Here is a 21,686-nt window from a genome sequence, read left to right as displayed (position 1 = left end):
CTCGCGATGTGACGTGTGGCACCATGCTGGCCACCCCACCGGCACAGCCCTCACAGGAGACACTTCCTAGTGCAGCAATCCGCCGTCCCGGAACTGGCCCACACGCACACCCGTCCGATCCACTGGGTCGCCACGGCAACAGCGCTCGCCGCGGTCGTCGCGGCCTCATCCGTCCTGCAGCCCGACGAGGCCACCGCCGCCCAGCACGGCACCCGGGCCAGGACCGCCCCGGCGGCCGCGGCGGCCCCCGACCCGGCCCGCGCGGACTTCCCCCTCGACTGCGGACCCACCAAGACCCTGATCCAGCAGAAGGCCTCCGGCGACCTCGACGGCGACCACCGCCCCGAAACGGTCGCCGTGGTCCGCTGCGACGCGGGCTCCGGCACCCCACCGAGCGGGGTCTACGTCCTCACCACGGCCGAGGGCACCTCGAAACCCCGGGTCGTCGCCACCCTCGTCGACCCCAAGGACCGACTCTCCGTCAAGGACTTCGCCCTCCGCGACGCCACGATCACCGCGACACTCCTCGGCTACTCCTCACCCGGCATACCCAGTTGCTGCCCCGACGTGAACGAGGGCGCCAAGTGGCAGTGGAAGAACGGCGCCTTCATCCGCTCGACACCCCCGGCGGCCCGGAGCATGTGACGCCGGCGCTCTGCGAGGCCGACTCCGCCGACCTCGGACGCGGCAGCAGTGACAAGCGGTGATCCAGCGGTGATCCACGGGTGTTGAACACTCCGGCCCTGCCCGCGTCGGCTTCCGCAGCGGAACGGCCGGGTGTTCCACCGCCGTGGGGGAGAGCGCAGGGGGGGAAGATCGTATCGGTCGGTGTCCTGTCCGGCCTCGTCGTCGCGGGCACGCTCCCGGCCGAGGCGGTCCGCCGGTCCCGTGCCGCCGGGGAAGACCGGCACGAGGACCGGCAGGACAGCGACCGGCAGGACAGCGACCGGGATCAACGCGATGCCCCGGGCCGGCTACTCCGCGTCGGGACCGTAGACCTCGACACTGTCCGACACGCGACGTACGTGGATGCAGTCACCCGGGCACTCCTTCGCGGAGTCGGCGACATCACGCAGAAGGGTCAGCGGTACGGGCGTTGTCGCACCCGGGGCCTGCAGAAGCTCGTCACCCGGGCTCTTCACATAGGCCAGACCGTCGATGTCCAGCTCGAACACCTCGGGCGCGTACTGGGCACAGATCCCGTCGCCGGTGCACAGATCCTGGTCGATCCAGACCTCAAGCGCCTCGCCGTCGACTCCGGCCTCCTGCTGCACGGTCATTTCTCCTGCCGTTTCCTGCGTCGAGCGACCCGAAATCACCCGAAGACGGGGGAATCAGGCCAGCTCTGACGGGTGTTGAACAGTTCGACCCTACCTCCGGCGGCTTCCCAATCATGTTGGGTGGGTATTCCACTGGCGTGAGGGAGAGCGCAAGGGTGAAGATCGGACACACCCCGACCGTCTTTGTGATCTAGGGGTTTCAATCGACACCCACCCAGGTAGGGTCTGGAAGCGTCCAGCTCCCCTTGGAGGAGGTGAGGACCGTGGCAGCCCACGACGACGACATGAACCGCGGCATCCGCCCGGGACGAGGGTCCGACGACCCGTCCGGGCAGATTGCCTACCTTGAGCAGGAGATCGCCGTCCTGCGACGTAAGCTCGCCGACTCTCCGCGACACACGAGGATTCTCGAAGAGCGGATCGTCGAGCTGCAGACCAACCTGGCCGGCGTGTCCGCACAGAACGAGCGGCTCGCCAACACCCTCCGAGAGGCCCGCGACCAGATCGTGGCACTCAAGGAGGAAGTCGACCGGCTCGCACAGCCACCGGCCGGCTTCGGCGTCTTCCTCACGGCCAACGAGGACGGCACCGCCGACATCTTCACCGGAGGCCGCAAACTCCGCGTGAACGTCAGCCCCAGCGTCGAGCTCGAAGAGCTCCGGCGCGGCCAGGAACTGATGCTCAACGAAGCTCTCAACGTGGTCGAGGCCATGGAGTACGAGAGCGTCGGCGACATCGTCACCCTCAAGGAGATCCTCGAGGACGGCGAGCGCGCCCTCGTGGTGGGGCACACCGACGAAGAACGAGTGGTCCGCCTCGCCGAACCGCTCCTCGACATCAACATCCGCCCCGGCGACGCCCTGCTCCTCGAACCCCGCTCCGGCTACGTCTACGAGGTCGTGCCCAAGAGCGAGGTCGAGGAACTCGTCCTCGAAGAGGTCCCGGACATCGGCTACGAGCAGATCGGCGGTCTGGGCGGCCAGATCGAGATGATCCGCGACGCCGTCGAGCTCCCGTACCTCCACCCCGACCTGTTCAAGGAGCACGAACTGCGGCCGCCCAAGGGCGTCCTGCTCTACGGCCCTCCCGGCTGCGGCAAGACACTCATCGCCAAGGCCGTGGCCAACTCGCTCGCCAAGAAGGTCGCCGAAGTCACCGGACAGGCCCAGGGCAAGAGCTTCTTCCTCAACATCAAGGGCCCCGAGCTCCTCAACAAGTACGTCGGCGAGACCGAGCGGCAGATCCGCCTGGTCTTCCAGCGAGCCCGCGAGAAGGCCAGCGAGGGCACCCCCGTCATCGTCTTCTTCGACGAGATGGAATCCCTCTTCCGCACCCGCGGATCAGGCGTCAGCTCGGACGTGGAGAACACCATCGTCCCCCAGCTGCTCGCCGAGATCGACGGCGTGGAAGGCCTGCAGAACGTCGTGGTCATCGGCGCCTCCAACCGCGAGGACATGATCGACCCCGCCATCCTGCGCCCCGGCCGGCTCGACGTGAAGATCAAGATCGAGCGTCCCGACGCCGAAGCGGCCAAGGACATCTTCGCGAAGTACCTCACCGAGCGCCTCCCGCTGCACCCCGACGACGTCGGCGAGCACGGCGGCAACAAGTCCACCACCGTCCAGAGCATGATCCAGGCCGCCGTCGAGCACATGTACACCGAGTCCGAGGAGAACCGCTTCCTCGAGGTCACGTACGCCAACGGCGACAAGGAAGTCCTCTACTTCAAGGACTTCAACTCCGGCGCCATGATCGAGAACATCGTCGGCCGCGCCAAGAAGATGGCGATCAAGGACTTCCTCGAACACAGCCAGAAGGGCCTGAGGGTCTCCCACCTGCTCCAGGCCTGCGTGGACGAGTTCAAGGAGAACGAGGACCTGCCCAACACCACCAACCCCGACGACTGGGCCCGAATCTCCGGAAAGAAGGGCGAACGGATCGTTTACATCCGGACGCTCATCACCGGAAAGCAGGGCGCGGACACCGGACGCTCCATCGACACGGTGGCCAACACCGGTCAGTACCTGTAAAAGACAGGGTGGCTGCGGGTGCCCTCACCGGGCACCCGCAGCCAACTGTTTTCCGGGGCACAGCTGGAGCTGAGCAATGACGCAAATGATCTCCCCACCAGCGCAAAGGCGCTCTAGGCTCTTCGGTACCGCCGAGTCGCGCAGTGCGGGGACGGGCACCGCACACGCACCGGAGCGCCAGCGGTACTTGAGCGGCGTCCCCGACCGAGGACGCCGCCGGGCAAGGAGGGCCGCATGACCGTACGGCGAGTAATGGGCATCGAGACGGAGTACGGGATCTCCGTCCCCGGCCACCCCAACGCCAATGCCATGCTCACCTCGTCCCAGATCGTCAACGCCTACGCGGCGGCGATGCACCGGGCCCGGCGGGCCCGCTGGGACTTCGAGGAGGAGAACCCGCTGCGGGACGCGCGGGGCTTCGACCTCGCCCGCGAGGCCGCCGACTCCAGTCAGCTCACCGACGAGGACATCGGCCTCGCCAACGTCATCCTCACCAACGGGGCCCGGCTGTACGTCGACCACGCACACCCCGAGTACAGCGCCCCCGAAGTGACCAACCCGCTCGACGCCGTCCTGTGGGACAAGGCCGGCGAACGCATCATGGCGGAGGCCGCCGAACGCGCGGCCCAGCTCCCCGGCGCCCAGCCGATCCACCTCTACAAGAACAACACCGACAACAAGGGCGCCTCCTACGGCACGCACGAGAACTACCTGATGAGGCGGGAGACCCCCTTCTCGGACATCGTGCGCCACCTCACGCCGTTCTTCGTCTCACGCCAGGTGGTCACCGGAGCGGGCCGCGTCGGCATCGGCCAGGACGGCCACGAGCACGGCTTCCAGCTCAGCCAGCGCGCCGACTACTTCGAGGTCGAGGTCGGCCTCGAAACCACGCTGAAGCGCCCCATCATCAACACCCGCGACGAACCCCACGCGGACGCCGAGAAGTACCGCCGCCTGCACGTGATCATCGGCGACGCGAACCTCTCCGAGATCTCGACCTACCTCAAGCTCGGCACCACCGCCCTCGTCCTGTCCATGATCGAGGACGGCTTCATCGCCGTCGACCTCGCCGTGGACCAGCCGGTGCGCACCCTGCACCAGGTCTCGCACGACCCCACCCTCAAGCGCCTGGTCACCCTCCGCAGCGGCCGGACCCTCACCGCGGTCCAGCTCCAGATGGAGTACTTCGAACTCGCGCGCAAATACGTCGACGAGCGCTACGGGGCCGACGCGGACGACCAGACCAAGGACGTACTGGCCCGCTGGGAGGACGTCCTGGGCCGCCTGGAGACCGACCCGATGAGCCTGGCGGGTGAACTGGACTGGGTCGCCAAACGGCAGCTCATGGAGGGCTACCGACGCCGGGACGACCTCGACTGGGACGCCGCCCGGCTGCACCTGGTCGACCTCCAGTACGCGGACGTACGGCCCGACAAGGGCCTCTACAACCGCCTGGTGGCCCGCGGCAGGATCAAGCGGCTGCTGGCCGAGACGGACGTGGAGCGGGCCGAGACCAAGCCGCCGGAGGACACCCGCGCGTACTTCCGCGGACGGTGCCTGGAGCAGTACGCGGACGACGTCGCGGCGGCCTCCTGGGACTCGGTGATCTTCGATCTGCCGGGCCGGGACTCGCTCCAGCGCGTCCCAACCCTCGAGCCGCTTCGCGGAACGCGTAATCACGTGAAAGAGCTCCTGGACCGCTGCCGCACGGCGGAAGACCTGGTCAAGGTCCTGTCGGGCAACTGAAACGACCCAGGGACCGATCCCGCCCGACAGGGTGGAAAAGCCGCCGTCCGGGAATCATCGAGGTGGTTCCCGGACGTTGTAGGAACAGTAGGGAACTGCGGGGCCGATGTCGGACCCTGCTTGTAGGGTCTGATCAAGAACGTCGAACCGAGCGGGGTGAGGGTTATGGCGACCAAGGACACCGGCGGCGGACAGCAGAAGGCGACGCGCGAGACCGAGGAGGTCGAGGAGGCGCCCGAGGTACAGGCATCCGAAGACCTTGCGGAACGCCAGGAGAAGCTGAGCGACGACGTGGACTCGGTGCTGGACGAAATCGATGATGTCCTCGAGGAAAATGCCGAGGACTTTGTGCGCTCATTCGTTCAGAAGGGTGGACAGTAGAGGCTCGCCGGGTCGATTTCCCTTGAAATCGAAGGCGCGGGGTGCGGGGCCTTAGGGGTCGGAGGAGCGAAAGGCGAAGCGCTGTTCGCGGTGCAAGGAGTCCAGGCCGCGATCAGCCTTCGCCAGCAGTAAAGGGGCCCTGGACGGACCGCAGGCCTACTGACGAGAATGCTGGGCCTCCGACGGCCTGTCGACGCGCTGCCAGGCATGCCGAGCGGCCAAGGGTCGTGCGGATCACCTCAAGAGCCACCACGGCATGACCGAAGCCGAGCGTGACGAGATGGCCGCCTCTCGGACGGGGCTCTGCGTGTTCCGTCTGAAAGCTCCGGCCATTCATGTGGATCACTGCCATCAGACGGGTAGGGTCCGTGGCGTACTGTGCTTCAACTGCAATTCGGCCAACGGCAAGTTGGGAGATGATCCCGACGCAGTTCGTCGGGCTGCCGCCTACTTGGAAGGATCCTCGTGGAAGCCAACACTCGTAGCACCGGGCGTCTGCCAGCTGCCTTCCTGACACCTGGGTCGTCGTCGTTCATGGACTTCCTGTCCGACCACCAGCCGGACATGCTCCCGGGCAGGCGCCAGCTGCCGCCCGTCCAGGGAGTCATCGAGGCCCCGCACGGCACGACCATCGTCGCCGTCACCTTCGCCGGCGGCGTCGTGCTCGCCGGTGACCGCCGGGCCACGATGGGGAACGTGATCGCGCAGCGGGACATCGAAAAGGTGTTCCCGGCGGACGAGTACTCGGCCGTCGGTATCGCCGGTACGGCCGGCCTGGCTGTCGAGATGGTGAAGCTGTTCCAGCTGGAGCTGGAGCACTTCGAGAAGGTGGAGGGCACCACGCTCTCCCTGGAGGGCAAGGCGAACCGCCTCTCCACGATGATCCGTTCCAACCTCGGCATGGCCATGCAGGGCCTCGCCGTGGTGCCCCTCTTCGCCGGTTTCGACGTCGACCGCGACAGGGGCCGCATCTTCTCCTACGACGTGACGGGCGGCCGCTCCGAGGAGCACGGGTTCGCGGCCACGGGCTCCGGCTCGCTGTTCGCCCGCGGTTCCATGAAGAAGCTTTACGCCAAGGACCTGACCGAAGAGCAGGCCACCACGCTCGTCGTGCAGGCGCTGTACGACGCGGCAGACGACGACTCGGCGACCGGTGGTCCCGATGTCGCCCGCCGGATCTACCCGATCGTCACAGTGATCACCGAGGACGGCTTCCGCCGGCTCACGGACCCGGAGTCCTCCGAGATCGCCCGCGCGATCCTGGAGCGGCGTCTCGAGCAGCCCGACGGTCCGCGCGCCGCGCTGCTCTGACAGCGGCCCCGTTTTTCCAGGTGATCCAGTGACTTCCACAGAAAGGGACGGATAGCCGGTGTCGACGCCGTTCTATGTATCACCCCAGCAGGCCATGGCCGACCGGGCGGAATACGCCCGCAAGGGCATCGCCCGTGGCCGCAGCCTCGTCGTGCTGCAGTTCGCCGACGGCATTGTGTTCGTCGGCGAGAACCCGTCCCGTGCGCTGCACAAGTTCAGTGAGATCTATGACCGGATCGGCTTCGCGGCCGCCGGCAAGTACAACGAGTACGAGAACCTCCGGATCGGCGGTGTGCGCTACGCCGATCTGCGGGGTTACACCTACGACCGTGACGACGTGACCGCCCGTGGTCTCGCCAACGTCTACGCCCAGACGCTGGGCACGATCTTCTCGTCCGCGGCGGAGAAGCCGTACGAGGTGGAGTTGGTCGTCGCTGAGGTGGGGGACACCCCGGAGGGCGACCAGATCTACCGCCTTCCGCACGACGGGTCGATCGTGGACGAGCACGGGTCGGTCGCGGTCGGTGGCAACGCCGAGACGATCAGCACGTATCTCGATCAGCGGCACGAGGACGGGATGTCGCTGGCCGAGGCGCTCAAACTGGCCGTTCAGTCCCTGTCCCGGGACACGAACGGCAGTGAGCGGGAGATTCCCGCGGAGCGGCTGGAGGTCGCGGTCCTGGACCGGACGCGTCCGCAGCAGCGCAAGTTCAAGCGGATCGTCGGGCGGCAGCTCGATCGGCTGCTGGAGGAGGGCGGGGCGTCCACGGCGGCGGAGGCCGAGGGCCCTGAGGACGACGAAGACGAGGAGTGACCTCGTCGGTCCTGTTGCGTTCTGTGTGCCCTCGGCCTCCGGCAGGCCGAGGGCACACGGCGTTCTGAGGTGCGGGCCGGTGGGGGCTGGTCGCGCAGTTCCCCGCGCCCCTGAAAAGACCCTCCCGCGCCCCCCTACGGAGTGGCCGGTGGGGCTGTGGAGGCTCGGACGATCAGGGTTACCGGGATGTCCTCGCGGGCCGGGGTCTGGGCGTTCAGGACGGCCAGGAGGGCTTCCATGCCGCGTTCGCCGAAGAGGTCGGCGTCCAGGCGGACCGTGGTCAGTTCCGGGTCCAGGGCGGTGGCGAGGGCCAGGTCGTCCAGGCCGGTGACGGAGAGGTCGTCGGGGATGCGCAGGCCGAGCCGGCGGGCGGCCTTGTAGGCGCCGGCCGCCAGTTTGTCGTCGTCACAGACGACGGCCGTGGGCCGGGGGCCGGGGGCGGAGAGGGCGGCCTCCGCGGCGGCCCGCGCGGCATCGATGGAGATCGGGGCCGCCGCCGTGCGCAGTTCGGTGCCGGGGACGGCGGCCAGGCGTTCGGCGAGTTCGCGGGCGCGAATGTCGAAGGTCCAGGACGGGATGTCGGCCGCGAGGTGCAGGAAGCGGCGGTGTCCCAGGGCCAGCAGGTGTTCCGTGACCTGGCGGACGCCGTCGCGGATGTCGAGGTTGACGGTGGTCGCACCGGTGCTGCCGGCCGGGTCGCTGTCGAGCATGACCAGGGGCAGCTGGTCGCCGCGGATGGCGGTGAGGGCGTCGGCAGCCATGGACGAGGCGATGACGCCGTCGAGGGCGGCCTGTGCGGAGGCGAAGGGGTCGCGGGCGGGCCCGATGCCGTCAGGGGAGGGGTAGAGCACCACGCCGAATCCGTGTCGGGCGGCGACTCGGGCGGCGCCGGTGTAGACGCCCGCGAAGAACTCGGTGGTGAGGGCGGGGACCACCAGGAGGATGGTGCGGGTGCTGCCCAGGCGGAGGTTGCGGGCCGCGAGGTTGGGCCGGTAGCCGAGGTCGCGGGCGGCTTCCCGTACGCGCTGCGCGGTGCGTTCGGAGACCCGGCCGCGCCATTTCTCGCCGAGCACCAGGGAGACGGCCGCCTGCGAGACCCCCGCGGCCTGGGCGACGTCACGGCTCGTGGGGCGGGGGCTGCCTGCTGCCACCGTCGACCTGTCTTTCTGCTGGACGCGCGGACCTGGACTCATGGACAGCGCACATGGTACGTATGGCTCGCGACGTTATACGTACAACTTCCGGGAGAGGCAGGACATGGCCGTGGGGTATCTGGAGATCCTCCGGACGAGGCATGCCGCGCGGCTGCTCGTGGGAACCCTGGTGGGCCGGCTGCCGAACGCCGCGGGTGCCATCGCCGTGGTGCTGTTCGTCCGCGCGGAGGGCGGCAGCTACAGCCTGGCCGGGGCGTTCACCGCGGTCTACGGGGTGTCCAACGCGGTGGGGCAGCCGCTGCTGGGCCGGCTGGTGGACCTCTACGGGCAGCCGCGGGTCCAGTTGCCCGCCGCGCTGGTCTCGGCCCTGGGCATGACGGTGTTCGCCCTCGCGGGCACGGAGCCGCTGCCGTTCGCCTTCTTCCTCATGGCGGTGGCCGGCTTCTTCACGCCGCCGCTGGAGGGCGGCCTGCGGGCGCTGTGGCCCTCGGTGCTCCACAAGGAGGGCCAGGTGCACACGGCGTACGCGATGGACGCCGTGGCGCAGGAGGTCATGTTCACCGTCGGGCCGCTGCTGGTGACGTTGTGCGTGTCCCTGTGGTCCGCGCAGGCCGCGCTGGTGGTGCTCAACGTCGTCGGGGTGCTGGGGGCGCTCTCGGTGGTCCTCTCGGGGCCTTCGCGGGGGTGGCGTTCGGCGCCCCGTGAGGCGCACTGGCTCGGTGCGTTGCGTTCGGCGGGGCTGCTCGCGCTGCTCGGCGCGTTTCTTTTTGTCGGTATCGCGCTGGGTTCCATCACGGTGGCGGCGGTGTCGTACGCGGACGACCACGGCGGTGACGCGACGTACGGCTGGCTGATGGCGGCGCTGGGGCTCGGTGCGCTGGTGGGCGGCACGGTCTACGGGGCGCGGCAGTGGGCCGGTGCGCCGGAACGGCGGCTGCGGGTCCTGGTGGCGCTGCTGGCGGTGTGTTATCTGCCGTTGACGCTGGTGCCGGGCGCGGTCGCGATGACGGCGCTGGTGGCTCTCGCGGGGGTGTTCCTGGCGCCGTGCCTCGCCTGTGCGTTCATCATCGTGGACCGGCACGCGCCGAGGGGGACGGTCACCGAGGCGTTCTCCTGGCTCGTGACGACGTTCACGGTCGGGGCGTCGGTGGGGATGGGTCTCGCGGGGCCGGTCGTGGAGTGGGGCGGAGTGGTGCGGGGCTTCGCCGTGCCGGGTGTCGCGGGGGGCGCCGCGTTGCTCGTCCTGTTGGCGACGGGGCGGGTCCTCGCAGCTACGGGCGGCGGCGCGGTGGTTGAGGGAAGTTCGGAAAATGATCGAAACGGTGGAGCCGAACCTCGTTTCAGGTCAGGCCATCGGGCGTAATGTTCAGTCATGGACCGCCGCATTTTCGGGCTGGAGAACGAGTACGGCGTCACGTGTACGTTCAGGGGACAGCGACGCCTGTCTCCCGACGAGGTGGCGCGGTACCTCTTCCGCCGTGTCGTGTCATGGGGCCGCAGCAGCAATGTCTTTCTGCGAAACGGTGCCCGCCTCTATCTCGACGTGGGATCACACCCGGAATACGCCACTCCCGAGTGTGACAACGTGACGGAACTCGTCACCCACGACAAGGCCGGCGAACGCATTCTGGAAGGACTCCTGGTAGACGCGGAACGACGCCTGCACGAGGAAGGAATCGCGGGCGACGTCTACCTCTTCAAGAACAACACCGACTCGGCGGGCAACTCCTACGGCTGCCACGAGAACTATCTGGTGGCCCGTCACGGGGAGTTCTCCCGGCTCGCGGACATCCTCATTCCCTTCCTCGTCACGAGGCAGCTCCTGTGTGGGGCCGGCAAGGTGCTGCAGACTCCGCGCGGTGCGGTGTACTGCGTCAGCCAGCGGGCGGAGCACATCTGGGAGGGCGTCTCCTCGGCGACGACCCGTTCCCGGCCGATCATCAACACCCGGGACGAGCCGCACGCGGACGCGGAGCGCTATCGCAGGCTGCACGTCATCGTGGGCGACTCGAACATGTCCGAGACGACCATGCTGCTGAAGGTCGGTGCCACCGATCTGGTGCTGCGCATGATCGAGGCGGGCACGGTGATGCGTGATCTGACGCTGGAGAACCCGATCCGGGCGATCCGCGAGGTCAGCCATGACATCACGGGCCGTCGCAAGGTGCGGCTGGCCAGTGGCCGGGAGGCGTCGGCCCTCGAGGTGCAGCGCGAGTACTACGAGAAGGCCGTGGACTTCGTGGAGCGCCGCGGTATTCGTACCGGGGTCGTGGACCAGGTCCTGGAGCTGTGGGGTCGCACCCTCGACTCGATCGAGTCGGAGGACCTCGACCGGATCGGTACCGAGATCGACTGGGTGATGAAGTACAAGCTCATCGAGCGGTATCGCGCCAAGCACAACATGACGATGTCGAATCCGCGTGTCGCGCAGATAGACCTCGCCTACCACGACATCCACCGGCGTCGGGGTCTCTACTATCTGCTGGAGAAGCGGGGGCAGGCCGCGCGGATCTGCAACGACTTGAAGATCTTCGAGGGCAAGTCGGTGCCGCCGCAGACCACTCGGGCCCGGTTGCGGGGCGATTTCATCCGGCGTGCGCAGGAACAGCGTCGTGATTTCACCGTGGACTGGGTCCATCTGAAGCTCAATGACCAGGCGCAGCGCACGGTGTTGTGCAAGGACCCGTTCCGTTCCGTCGACGACCGGGTGGAGAAGCTGATCGCCGGCATGTAGGTGGTCGTGCGTATGGCGAAGGTCCCGTACACCGTGGGTGTACGGGACCTTCGTACGTGTCCTCGTACGTGTCCTCGTACGTGTCCTCGTACGTGTCCTTGTACGTGTCCTTGTACGTGTCCTCGTACGTGTCCTCGTACGTGTCCTTGTGTGTGTCCTTGTGTGTGTCCTTGTACGTGTCTTCGCGCGTGCTCCCGATCGGTACGGTCGGTTCCGCCTGCCCCGGCTCGGTGGTGCGAGGGCCTAGAGTGGCCGGACCGTATTCCAGCGACCTGAGGATCGATGTGCGACGCCGACTTGCTGCTCTCCTGATCGTGCCCGCTCTGGCGCTGACCGCGTCCGCCTGCGGGGGCGACGACGACAAGGGCGACAAGGACAAGGCCGACCCGTCGGCGTCGTCCTCCCCGTCGACCGCGGCGGCGCCGAAGCCGGTGGACTCGGCGTCGCCGATGCCCGAGGTCCAGGGCGCCTTCGGCAAGAAGGCGACGATCGACGTGCCCAAGGGCGACCCGAGCGGCAAGTTCGTCGTGCACACGCTGTCCCAGGGTGACGGCGCGGTGGTGAAGAAGGACGACCTGGTGTCGATGAACTTCACCGGCAAGGTCTGGAAGGGCGGCAAGGACCTCGGCTCCTCCTACCAGAAGGGCGGGGCGCCGCAGTTGATCGCGGCGGGTTCCGACGCGGTCATCCCGGCGTTCTCCCAGTCGCTGGTGGGGCAGAAGGAGGGCAGCCGGGTGCTGGTCGTCGCGCCGCCCGCGGCCGGTTTCGGCAGTCAGGGCAACCAGCAGATCGGGGTCTCGGGTTCCGACACCCTGGTCTTCGCGGTCGACGTGGGTGACGTGGTCCCGAAGAAGGCCGAGGGCAAGCAGGCGTCCATCGCGCCGGAGCTGCCGCAGATCAAGGCCGACGACGAGGCGCCCGCCACGATCTCCGTGCCGAAGAACGACCCGCCGGCCAAGCTCGTCGACAAGGTCCTCATCGAGGGCAAGGGCGCCGAGGTCAAGAGCGGCAAGTCGGTCACCATGCAGTACAGCGGTGCCGCCTGGAAGATCAACGAGGGCAAGGAGAAGGCCACGCTCTTCGACTCGTCCTGGAAGGCCGGCCAGCCCTTCACGACGGTCATCGGCCAGGGTCAGGTCATCTCCGGCTGGGACAAGGGGATCGTCGGCAAGCACGTCGGGGACCGGGTCCTGCTGGTGATCCCGCCCGCCCAGGCGTACGCGGACCAGGACAAGGGCAAGGAACTGCCCGCCAACTCCACCCTGGTGTTCGTGGTCGACATCCTGGCCACGAGCTGAGGATGACAGACTGTCCGGGTTGTCCCACTGAGAACGAGCAGGAGCACTGACGTGAGTATCGACAAGCCCGAGATCGACTTCCCGGGTGGCGAGCCCCCCAAGGACCTTCAGATCAAGGACATCTGGGAGGGCGACGGCCCGGTGGCCAAGGCGGGCGACACCGTCTCGGTCCACTACGTGGGTGTGGCCTTCTCCAGCGGCGAGGAGTTCGACGCGTCCTGGAACCGTGGTCAGCCGCTCCAGTTCCGGCTGGGCGTCGGCCAGGTCATCGCGGGCTGGGACCAGGGTGTGCAGGGCATGAAGGTCGGCGGCCGGCGTGAGCTGATCATCCCGTCGCATCTCGCGTACGGGGACCGTGGCGCGGGCGGCCGTATCGGACCGGGCGAGACGCTGATCTTCGTCTGTGACCTGCTCGGGGTCTGAGTTCTCGCCGAGGGCCGGCCGCGCGTACCGCGCGGTCCGATCTTCGTACATTGCGTGGTCATGATCCGACCGGACTTGATCACTTGGGGTCCATGCCTGTTCGGGCATGGGCCCTCGGCTTTTGTCACGACACCCCGGGGCGGTACGGTCATCGGTCGGAAGCACCATAGGAAGGGCGTCGATGGCCATTGCCAAGGCAGAGCGGCTGATGAACCTGGCGCTGTGTCTGCTCGGGACGCGGCGACCGCTCAGCAAGCGGGAACTCCGCGAGTCCATCGAGGCCTATCTGGAAGCCGGCTCGGACGACTCCTTCAACCGGATGTTCGAGCGGGACAAGGACGATCTGCGCGAACTCGGCCTGGTCATCGAGACGGTGGAGAACCTCGACGGCGAGGTCGGCTATCTGGCCCGCCGCGACAGCAACCGGCTGCCGCCCATCACGCTCGACGCCGAGGAGGCCGCGGCCCTCGGCCTGGCCGCCAAGGTCTGGCAGCAGGCCCGGCTCGCGGGCGCGGCGAGCGGCGCCCTGCAGAAGCTGCGCGCCGCGGGCCTGCCCGAGGGCGTCGACCCGTACGAGCCCCACGGCGCGCTGGAGCCGCGGATCCCCGTGCACGAGGCGGCCTTCGAGCCGCTGATGCTCGCCTGCCGTGACCGGCGCCCCGTCACCTTCGACTACCGCAAGGCGACCGCGGCCCGCCCCGGGCCGCGCCACGTCGAGCCCTGGGCGCTGGAGTGCTGGCGCGGCCACTGGTACCTGGCCGGCTGGGACCGCGACCGGGAGGCCGAGCGGGTCTTCCGGCTGTCCCGGATCACCGGCAAGGTCCGTACCCGCAGCGGCGGGTACACGGCCGAGGTGCCCGACGTGGTGACCGTGCGGGAGACCGTCGCGGGCTGGGCCGGGGACATCACCGACCGGTCCGCGCTGATCCGGCTGCGGACGGGCTCGGGTTACCCGCTGCGAGCCAAGGCTGCGTCCGTGCGGGAACTCGGAGACGGGTGGGACGAGTTGGAGGTTCCGTACGGGCACGGTCTGGACGCCTGGCTGGTGGAGTTCGGGCCCGACGTGGTGGTCCTGGAGCCGGCCGAGCTGCGGGCCGACGTGGTGGACCGGCTGCGCGCTGTGGCCAAGGGCTGAGGGGGACACGGGAAAGTGGCGGGAAAACCGGCCAGGCCCACGAACGCGATCGACCAGACGCGGCGGATGCTGTCCCTGGTGACGTATCTGCGGGAGCGTCCCGGCGCGCGCATCGAGGACGTGGCCCGTGCCTTCGGGATCACCGAGGACGAGCTGATCTCCGACCTCGACGTGCTGCCGCTGTGCGGGACCAGTTTCCGCGGCGGCGACCTGCTCGACATCGACACCGACGGCGACCGGATCTGGTGGCACAACCCGGACGACGTGGCGGAGCCCCTGCGGATCGCCGCCGACGAGGCGACCGCGCTGCTCGTGGCCGCGCGCGCCGTGTCGACCCTGCCGGGGCTGCGTGAGGGCGACCGACAGGCGCTGCTGCGGGCCACCGCGAAGGTGGAGGCGGCGTCCGGCGAGGCGGCGGCCGCCAGCTCCCGTCTCTCGGTGACCTTCGAGGCGGAGGGCGGGGTCTTCGCGGACGTCGACCGGGCGATCTCCGAGCGGCGCAGGCTGTGGATCCGCTACTACTCGCCCTCGCGGGACGAGATCACCGAGCGCGAGATCGACCCGATCCGCCTGGTCAGCGTCGGGCACACCTACGTGGAGGCGTGGTGCCGGCGCTCGGAGGCCCGGCGTACGTTCCGCCTGGACCGGGTCGCCGAGATCAAGATCCTCGACGAGCCGTCCGCGCCGCCGGAGATCGAGCTGCGGGACCTCTCGGAGGGGCTGGTCCAGCCCGGCGCGGAGGACCCCGAGGTGGTGGTGGAGGTCGGCCCCGGCGGGCGCTGGGTCGCCGAGTACTACCCGCACGACAGCGCCGAGGAACTGCCGGACGGCGGGCTGCGCATCACGTTGCGTACGCCCGAGCCGGCGTCGCTGCGCCGGCTCGCGCTGCGGCTCGGAGGCGACGGCCGGATCGTCTCGCCGCCCGAGGTCGCCGACAGCGCCCGCCGGGCGGCCCGCGAGGCACTCACGGCCTACGACGGACCCCAGGGCGGGTACGAGGACCGGGACCGGCCGCCGGACGAGGGCCTGGACCCGGAGGGGAGCGGTCCGCAGAGCGGGCCGCGGGATGTTCATGACGGGCTGTACGGCAGGCAGGAGCAGGGGCTGTGAGCGGGTCGGCGATGTCGGGTACGGGCGAGGTCTCCGTGGCGTCCGCGTTCTCGGGGATGACGAGGGTGGACCCCGTGGTGTTCAAGGCCGCGTGCCCCGACTGCCGCGCCGGTTTCGAGCTCGCGGCGAGCGCCCTGCGGCTGGTGGTCGGCGCCACACATCGGACCACTTTCTACTCCTTCACCTGCCCGCAGTGCCGCTCGGCGGTGCGCAAACCGGCCGGGGAGCGCATCGTCGAGCTGCTCACCGGGGGCGGGGTGCGGGCCCTGCGGCTGCACGCGACGGTGCGAGGGGCTTAGGGTCGAGCCATGTTCTGGCCGATGTGCGCGATCGCTGTGGGTTTCCTGGGAATCGCCGTGCTCGGCGTGCTCGCCGTCCGTGTCTTCCTCGAGGCGGAGCGCCTGGGCAAGCAGGTCGGCGAGTCCGCCCGCCGGATCAGCCGCGCGGCCGAGGACCTGGAGCACGCCTCCGCGGGAGTGGCCCGCTCTGCGGACGCCCTCTGAGCCCCCTCCGGGGTCCTCTGCGGGGCACCGCGTCCTCACCCGTCCTTACGCTTTGAGTCACTCTGACCTGTCAACTTCGCAGGGTCGACAGGTACGCTGCTGATCGCGGCCCGGAGAGCGAGGCGCGGACCGCGAACCGGGAGTACGCACAGGGATTGCCCCGCGTTCACCCCTGAGCGTTACGATCGCTGCCAGCACGACTCTCGGACAGACGTCCGACCGGTCGGGCCGCGACCCCAACCACGCCGCCTCGGTGAGAAGGTAAAGCTTATGTTCGGAAGGCTCGGCGCTCCCGAGATCATTCTCATCCTCGTCGTCATCATCCTGCTGTTCGGCGCGAAGAAGCTTCCCGACATGGCCCGCTCCCTGGGCAAGTCCGCCCGCATCCTCAAGAGCGAGGCCAAGGCGATGAAGACCGAGGGCAAGGACGACGCCGCCGCCCCGGCCGCGCCCCCGCAGGACGACCAGCAGCCCCAGCGCACCATCCAGGCCGCGCCCGGTGACGTGACCAGCTCCCGCCCGGTCACCGAGCCGACGGACACGACCAAGCGCTGACGCAGGGCCGGTGACCACCGGCCCGCCGCACGAGATGGGAACGTGGGTTGCTCAAGTCCGTCAGCAAGAAGGCCGAGAAGGATCCGGAGGGGCGGATGCCCCTCGCGGAACACCTTCGTGAGCTCCGCAACCGGCTTGCGAAGGCGATGCTGGCCATCGTGCTCGTCACGATCGTGGCGGCCTTCTTCTACAACGACATCATCAACTTCTTCACCGATCCGATCCTCGACTCGGTCGGCTGCGGGAAGAGCTTCGAGCAGCTGACGCAGTCGGCCGACGACACCACCTGCGCCCAGATCACGATCAACGGTCTGCTCACGCCCTTCACGCTGGCGCTGAAGGTGTCGCTCATGGCGGGCGTCGTACTGGCCTCGCCGATCTGGCTCTACCAGCTCTGGGCGTTCGTCGCGCCCGGTCTGCACCGCAGCGAGAAGAGCTACGCGTACGCGTTCGTCGCGTCCGGTGTCCCGCTCTTCCTCGGCGGCGCGTTCTTCGCCTACAAGGTGCTCCCCACCACCGCGAAGGTCCTGATCGAGTTCACCCCGTTCGGCGTCGACAACCTGCTGCCGCTGGACGACCTGCTCGACCTCGTGACCCGCATGGTGATCGTCTTCGGCCTCTCCTTCGAGCTGCCGCTGCTCCTGGTCATGCTCAACATGAGCGGAGTGATCTCCGGCAGGCGCATGGCCGGCTGGTGGCGCGGCATGATCATGGGCATCACCGTGTTCGCGGCGGTCGCCACGCCCAGCACGGACCCGCTGACCATGCTGGCACTGGCCGGGCCGATCTGGATCCTGTACTTCATCGCCACGGCCTTCTCCCTGCTGAACGACCGCCGCAGGGCCCGCCGCGACGCCGAGGGTCCCGACGACGACGAGGCCTCCGAGCTGGACCTGACGCCCGAGGACATCGGCGAGATCGAGTCCGTGTCGGCGAACCGCGGGGTGCCGGCGCAGGCGGACGCCGAGCGCGACCGGATCAACGGATACGACGACGCGACCTGACGCGGCCCGTGCCGCGGGCGGCCTTGTAGGGTCCGGGCCGTGAACAGCGAGATCATCCTCTTCGTCAATCCCACCGCGGGACGCGGCCGGGGCGCCCGCGCGGCGCAGCCGGCCGCCTCGGCTCTGCGGGCGGCGGGTTTCTCCGTCCGCACGGTCCTCGGCGAGAACGCCGAGGACGCCCTCACGCGCGCGCGTGCCGCCGTACGGGCCGGCACCGGCGCCCTGGTGGCCGTGGGCGGCGACGGCATGGCGAACCTCGCGCTGCAGGCCGTCGCGGGGACACGTACGCCCCTGGGGATCGTCGCGGTGGGCACCGGGAACGACTTCGCGCGGGCCCTGGGGCTGCCCGTGCACGACCCGGCGGCCGCCGGACGCGTGGTCGCCGGGGCGCTTGCGGAGGACCGGCTGCGGGACGTCGACCTCGGACGGGTCGGCGGCACCTGGTTCGGCACGGTCCTCGCCTCCGGCTTCGACTCGCGGGTCAACGACCGCGGCAACCGCATGCGATGGCCCGGCGGCCGGTTCAAGTACGACCTCGCGATCCTCGCCGAACTCGCCGCGTTCAAGCCGTTCCCGTACCGGATCACGCTGGACGGCGGCGAGGTCCGGGAGGTCGAGGCGACCCTGGTCGCCGTCGGCAACGGCTCCTCGTACGGGGGCGGTATGCGGATCTGCGCGGACGCGGACCTCACCGACGGGCTGTTCGACGTCACCGTGGTCGGCGCGTGCAGCCGCACCGAGCTGCTGCGCGTCTTCCCGCGGGTCTACAAGGGCACCCACCTGAGCCATCCCATGGTCACCGTGCACCGGGCCGGGAAGGTCGAACTGGCCGCGCGGGGGATATCGGGCTACGCGGACGGTGAGCCGCTCGGGCCGCTCCCGCTGACGGCGGAGTGCGTACCCGGGGCGGTGCGGGTCGCGGGGCCCTGAGCCGGTCCCTCCCGGATCCAGATGCTCCGATCGGATAATGATCGTCCTGTTGTCAGTGGTGGCCGGTAGTCTCGAAAGCACGATGACAGACGACCTCTCACCGGCCGAGCGGTACGCGGCAGCACGGAAGCGCGCTGTCGAGCAGGCCACCGCACTCGCCGGCTTCCGCGAGATGTACGACTTCGGCCTCGACCCCTTCCAGATCGAGTCCTGCAAAGCTCTTGAAGGGGGCAAGGGAGTCCTGGTGGCCGCGCCCACCGGCTCGGGCAAGACGATCGTCGGCGAGTTCGCCGTCCACCTGGCCCTCCAGCAGGGCAAGAAGTGCTTCTACACGACTCCCATCAAGGCACTGTCGAACCAGAAGTACGCGGATCTGTGCCGGCGCTACGGCGCGGACAAGGTGGGCCTCCTCACCGGCGACAACAGCGTCAACAGCGACGCCCCGGTGGTCGTGATGACCACCGAGGTCCTGCGCAACATGCTGTACGCGGGCTCCCAGACCCTCCTCGGCCTGGGGTACGTCGTCATGGACGAGGTGCACTACCTCTCGGACCGCTTCCGCGGCGCCGTGTGGGAAGAAGTGATCATCCACCTCCCCGAGTCGGTCACACTGGTGTCGCTGTCGGCGACCGTGTCCAACGCGGAGGAGTTCGGGGACTGGCTCGACACCGTGCGCGGCGACACCGAGGTGATCGTCTCCGAGCACCGGCCCGTACCGCTGTTCCAGCACGTGCTCGCCGGACGTCGGATGCACGACCTCTTCGAGGAGGGCGAGGGCCACAAGAAGGCCGTCAACCCCGATCTGACACGCCTGGCGCGCATGGAGGCGAGCCGCCCCTCGTACCAGGACCGCAAGCGCGGCCGTGCGATGCGCGACGCCGACCGCGAGCGCGAGCGGCGCCAGCGGTCCCGGGTGTGGACACCGGGTCGCCCCGAGGTCATCGAGCGGCTCGACTCCGAGGGCCTGCTGCCCGCCATCACGTTCATCTTCAGCCGCGCCGCCTGCGAGGCCGCCGTCCAGCAGTGCATGTACGCGGGCCTGCGGCTGAACGACGACGACGCGCGGGAACGGGTCCGTGCCCTCGTCGAGGAGCGCACCGCGTCCATCCCCGACGAGGACCTCCACGTCCTGGGCTACTACGAGTGGCTCGAAGGCCTGGAGCGCGGCATCGCGGCCCACCACGCGGGCATGCTGCCGACGTTCAAGGAGGTCGTCGAGGAACTGTTCGTACGCGGCCTGGTGAAGGCGGTGTTCGCCACCGAGACCCTCGCGCTCGGCATCAACATGCCCGCCCGCTCGGTGGTCCTCGAAAAGCTCGTCAAGTGGAACGGCGAACAGCACGCGGACATCACCCCCGGCGAGTACACCCAGCTCACCGGGCGGGCCGGCCGGCGCGGCATCGATGTCGAGGGCCACGCCGTGGTGCTGTGGCAGCGCGGTATCGACCCGGACCACCTCGCGGGACTCGCCGGCACGCGCACCTATCCGCTGCGCTCCAGCTTCAAGCCCTCGTACAACATGGCGGTGAACCTCGTCGAGCAGTTCGGGCGGCACCGTTCGCGCGAGCTCCTGGAGACGTCCTTCGCGCAGTTCCAGGCCGACAAGTCGGTCGTCGGGATCTCCCGCCAGGTGCAGCGCAACGAGGAAGGGCTCGAAGGCTACAAGGAGTCGATGACCTGCCACCTCGGGGACTTCGACGAGTACGCGCGGCTGCGCCGCGAACTGAAGGACCGGGAGACGGAGCTGGCCAAGCAGGGCGCCTCCCAGCGGCGGGCCGAGGCGGCCGTCGCGCTGGAGAAGCTCAAGCCCGGCGACATCATCCATGTGCCGACCGGCAAGTTCGCCGGGCTCGCGCTGGTCCTCGACCCGGGCCTGCCCGCCGGACGGTCCAACGGACACCGGGGCTTCGAGCACCACGACGGCCCCCGGCCGCTGGTGCTCACCGCCGAGCGGCAGGTCAAGCGGCTCGCGTCGATGGACTTCCCGGTGCCCGTCGAGGCCCTGGAGCGGATGCGCATCCCGAAGTCGTTCAACGCGCGCTCGCCGCAGTCGCGCCGCGACCTGGCCTCCGCGCTGCGCACCAAGGCCGGGCACATCGTGCCCGACCGGCACCGCAAGCGGCGCGCCGAGGCGGCCGACGACCGCGAGATCGCCCGCCTGCGCACCGACATCCGCGCCCACCCCTGCCACGGGTGCAGCGACCGTGAGGACCACGCCCGCTGGGCCGAGCGCTACCACCGGCTGCGGCGGGACACCGCGCAGCTGGAGCAGCGCATCGAGGGCCGGACGAACACCATCGCCCGCACCTTCGACCGGATCGTCGCGCTGCTGACCGAGATGGACTATCTGCGCGGCACCGAGGTCACCGAGCACGGCAAGCGGCTCGCCCGGCTGTACGGCGAGATGGACCTGCTCTCCAGCGAATGCCTGCGCGAAGGGGTCTGGGAGGGCCTGGGCCCCGCCGAACTGGCCGCGTGCGTCTCGGCGTTGGTGTACGAGTCCAGAGTCAGCGACGACGCGATGGCGCCCAAGCTGCCGTCCGGCAGGGCGAAGGCCGCGCTGGGCGAGATGGTCCGCATCTGGGGCCGGCTCGACGCCCTGGAGGAGGACTTCGGCATCACCCAGACCGAGGGGGTGGGCCAGCGCGAGCCCGACCTGGGCTTCGCCTGGGCGGCGCACGAGTGGGCGTCGGGCAAGGGCCTCGACGAGGTGCTGCGCGAGGCGGAGATGCCCGCCGGTGACTTCGTGCGCTGGTGCAAGCAGGTCATCGACGTGCTCGGGCAGATCTCGGCGGCGGCGCCGAACTCGTCCGCGGCGAGCTCGACGGTCGCGAAGAACGCCCGCAAGGCCGTCGACCAGCTGCTGCGCGGAGTGGTGGCCTACTCGTCGGTGGGCTGAGACGAGCCGGGGCCCCGGCCCCGAGACGGACCCGGCGCACGCCTGAGAGACCGGGCGCACACGCCGGGCGCGTGCACCGGGCCCGCGGTCCCGCAAGCCGGACTGCGGGCATCCTGGGCCGCCCTGCGAGGCGACACCGCCCGTGCTGCCGCCCGGCCGTCAGCGCGCTCCCGCCGGGACGTGCACCGGGCTCGGGGTTCCGCAGGCTGGGCCGCGGGCATCCAGGGCTGTCCTGCGGCCGCCGCTGAGCGGCTCGCCGCCGGGTTCGGGCAGGCCCGCAGCCGCCCTGCGGGGCGACGCTGTCCGCGCCGCCGCCCCCTGCCGCCCGTGCCGTCGGCGCGCTCGGGCCGCGCACCGGGACCTGTGTCGTCGCCGCCTC

21 protein-coding genes are annotated in these 21,686 nt (G+C 69.5%); 19 read left to right on the top strand and 2 right to left on the bottom strand.

The features are described from left to right. Positions 1-69: 69 nt before the first annotated feature. On the top strand, positions 70-645 hold the full coding sequence (locus ACLVWQ_RS34275; RefSeq protein ID WP_414113132.1) for a hypothetical protein: 576 nt from the start codon (positions 70-72) through the stop codon (positions 643-645). A gap of 329 nt (positions 646-974) precedes the next feature. On the opposite strand, the gene ACLVWQ_RS34270 is transcribed toward ACLVWQ_RS34275, so the two are convergent. Next, positions 975-1,280 carry a ferredoxin gene (locus ACLVWQ_RS34270; RefSeq protein ID WP_414113131.1) on the bottom strand — a complete coding sequence of 102 codons (306 nt, stop codon included), beginning with the start codon at positions 1,278-1,280 and terminating at the stop codon, positions 975-977. A 263-nt stretch (positions 1,281-1,543) separates the two neighbouring features. Here ACLVWQ_RS34270 and arc point away from each other — a divergent pair, with 263 nt between their 5' ends. The 6 genes from arc (at position 1,544) to prcA (ending at position 7,562) form a co-directional block, all read left to right on the top strand. Next, on the top strand, positions 1,544-3,310 hold the full coding sequence (arc, locus tag ACLVWQ_RS34265; protein ID WP_414113130.1) for a proteasome ATPase: 1,767 nt from the start codon (positions 1,544-1,546) through the stop codon (positions 3,308-3,310). Positions 3,311-3,544: 234 nt separating this feature from the next. Beyond that, positions 3,545-5,056: a depupylase/deamidase Dop gene (gene dop / locus ACLVWQ_RS34260; RefSeq protein WP_414113129.1), complete on the top strand. Its 1,512-nt coding sequence runs from the start codon at positions 3,545-3,547 to the stop codon at positions 5,054-5,056. Positions 5,057-5,221: 165 nt separating this feature from the next. After that, positions 5,222-5,437, top strand: coding sequence for a ubiquitin-like protein Pup (locus tag ACLVWQ_RS34255; protein WP_414113128.1), 216 nt, complete (start codon positions 5,222-5,224; stop codon positions 5,435-5,437). Between the two features lie 187 nt (positions 5,438-5,624). Continuing rightward, positions 5,625-5,951: an endonuclease VII domain-containing protein gene (locus ACLVWQ_RS34250; RefSeq protein ID WP_414113341.1), complete on the top strand. Its 327-nt coding sequence runs from the start codon at positions 5,625-5,627 to the stop codon at positions 5,949-5,951. Beyond that, on the top strand, positions 5,903-6,748 hold the full coding sequence (prcB, locus tag ACLVWQ_RS34245; RefSeq protein ID WP_414113127.1) for a proteasome subunit beta: 846 nt from the start codon (positions 5,903-5,905) through the stop codon (positions 6,746-6,748). The genes ACLVWQ_RS34250 and prcB overlap by 49 nt, the downstream gene beginning before the upstream one ends. 58 nt (positions 6,749-6,806) lie before the next feature. After that, positions 6,807-7,562, top strand: coding sequence for a proteasome subunit alpha (gene prcA, locus ACLVWQ_RS34240; RefSeq protein WP_414113126.1), 756 nt, complete (start codon positions 6,807-6,809; stop codon positions 7,560-7,562). A 134-nt stretch (positions 7,563-7,696) separates the two neighbouring features. Here prcA and ACLVWQ_RS34235 read toward each other — a convergent pair whose 3' ends face one another. Further along, positions 7,697-8,713 (bottom strand): LacI family DNA-binding transcriptional regulator, encoded by a 1,017-nt coding sequence (locus ACLVWQ_RS34235; RefSeq protein ID WP_414113340.1) that lies wholly within the window; start codon positions 8,711-8,713, stop codon positions 7,697-7,699. Positions 8,714-8,819: 106 nt separating this feature from the next. Between ACLVWQ_RS34235 and ACLVWQ_RS34230 the strand changes: the two genes are divergently transcribed. The 12 genes from ACLVWQ_RS34230 to ACLVWQ_RS34175 all read left to right on the top strand — a co-directional run bounded on the left by ACLVWQ_RS34230 (position 8,820) and on the right by ACLVWQ_RS34175 (position 21,307). After that, positions 8,820-10,079, top strand: coding sequence for an MFS transporter (locus tag ACLVWQ_RS34230; protein ID WP_414113125.1), 1,260 nt, complete (start codon positions 8,820-8,822; stop codon positions 10,077-10,079). A gap of 9 nt (positions 10,080-10,088) precedes the next feature. Continuing rightward, the gene (pafA, locus tag ACLVWQ_RS34225; protein WP_414113124.1) at positions 10,089-11,450 is read left to right on the top strand and encodes a Pup--protein ligase; all 1,362 of its coding nucleotides are present in this window, start codon (positions 10,089-10,091) and stop codon (positions 11,448-11,450) included. 284 nt (positions 11,451-11,734) lie between these two features. Further along, complete coding sequence (locus ACLVWQ_RS34220) at positions 11,735-12,748, top strand: FKBP-type peptidyl-prolyl cis-trans isomerase (protein ID WP_414113123.1); 1,014 nt, start codon at positions 11,735-11,737, stop codon at positions 12,746-12,748. 51 nt (positions 12,749-12,799) lie between these two features. Further along, positions 12,800-13,171: an FKBP-type peptidyl-prolyl cis-trans isomerase gene (locus ACLVWQ_RS34215; RefSeq protein ID WP_414113122.1), complete on the top strand. Its 372-nt coding sequence runs from the start codon at positions 12,800-12,802 to the stop codon at positions 13,169-13,171. A 181-nt stretch (positions 13,172-13,352) separates the two neighbouring features. Beyond that, a complete protein-coding gene (locus tag ACLVWQ_RS34210; protein ID WP_414113121.1) occupies positions 13,353-14,306 on the top strand; it encodes a helix-turn-helix transcriptional regulator in 954 nt (317 codons plus the stop codon). Positions 14,307-14,321: 15 nt separating this feature from the next. Continuing rightward, a complete protein-coding gene (locus tag ACLVWQ_RS34205) occupies positions 14,322-15,416 on the top strand; it encodes a helix-turn-helix transcriptional regulator (protein ID WP_414113120.1) in 1,095 nt (364 codons plus the stop codon). Between the two features lie 11 nt (positions 15,417-15,427). Beyond that, the gene (locus ACLVWQ_RS34200) at positions 15,428-15,715 is read left to right on the top strand and encodes a hypothetical protein (protein ID WP_414113339.1); all 288 of its coding nucleotides are present in this window, start codon (positions 15,428-15,430) and stop codon (positions 15,713-15,715) included. A gap of 9 nt (positions 15,716-15,724) precedes the next feature. Then, positions 15,725-15,919, top strand: a complete 195-nt coding sequence (locus ACLVWQ_RS34195; protein WP_414113119.1) for a hypothetical protein — start codon at positions 15,725-15,727, stop codon at positions 15,917-15,919. 270 nt (positions 15,920-16,189) lie between these two features. Next, complete coding sequence (gene tatA / locus ACLVWQ_RS34190; RefSeq protein ID WP_414113118.1) at positions 16,190-16,474, top strand: Sec-independent protein translocase subunit TatA; 285 nt, start codon at positions 16,190-16,192, stop codon at positions 16,472-16,474. A 47-nt stretch (positions 16,475-16,521) separates the two neighbouring features. Next, positions 16,522-17,478 carry a twin-arginine translocase subunit TatC gene (gene tatC, locus ACLVWQ_RS34185; protein WP_414113117.1) on the top strand — a complete coding sequence of 319 codons (957 nt, stop codon included), beginning with the start codon at positions 16,522-16,524 and terminating at the stop codon, positions 17,476-17,478. 39 nt (positions 17,479-17,517) lie between these two features. Then, the gene (locus tag ACLVWQ_RS34180; protein ID WP_414113116.1) at positions 17,518-18,408 is read left to right on the top strand and encodes a diacylglycerol kinase; all 891 of its coding nucleotides are present in this window, start codon (positions 17,518-17,520) and stop codon (positions 18,406-18,408) included. Between the two features lie 37 nt (positions 18,409-18,445). Beyond that, positions 18,446-21,307 carry a DEAD/DEAH box helicase gene (locus ACLVWQ_RS34175; protein ID WP_414113115.1) on the top strand — a complete coding sequence of 954 codons (2,862 nt, stop codon included), beginning with the start codon at positions 18,446-18,448 and terminating at the stop codon, positions 21,305-21,307. Positions 21,308-21,686: the final 379 nt, after the last annotated feature.

The sequence above is a fragment of the Streptomyces sp. CWNU-52B genome (assembly GCF_047444975.1).
Taxonomy (GTDB): domain Bacteria; phylum Actinomycetota; class Actinomycetes; order Streptomycetales; family Streptomycetaceae; genus Streptomyces.
This window is presented reverse-complemented; position numbering and strand designations above follow the sequence as displayed.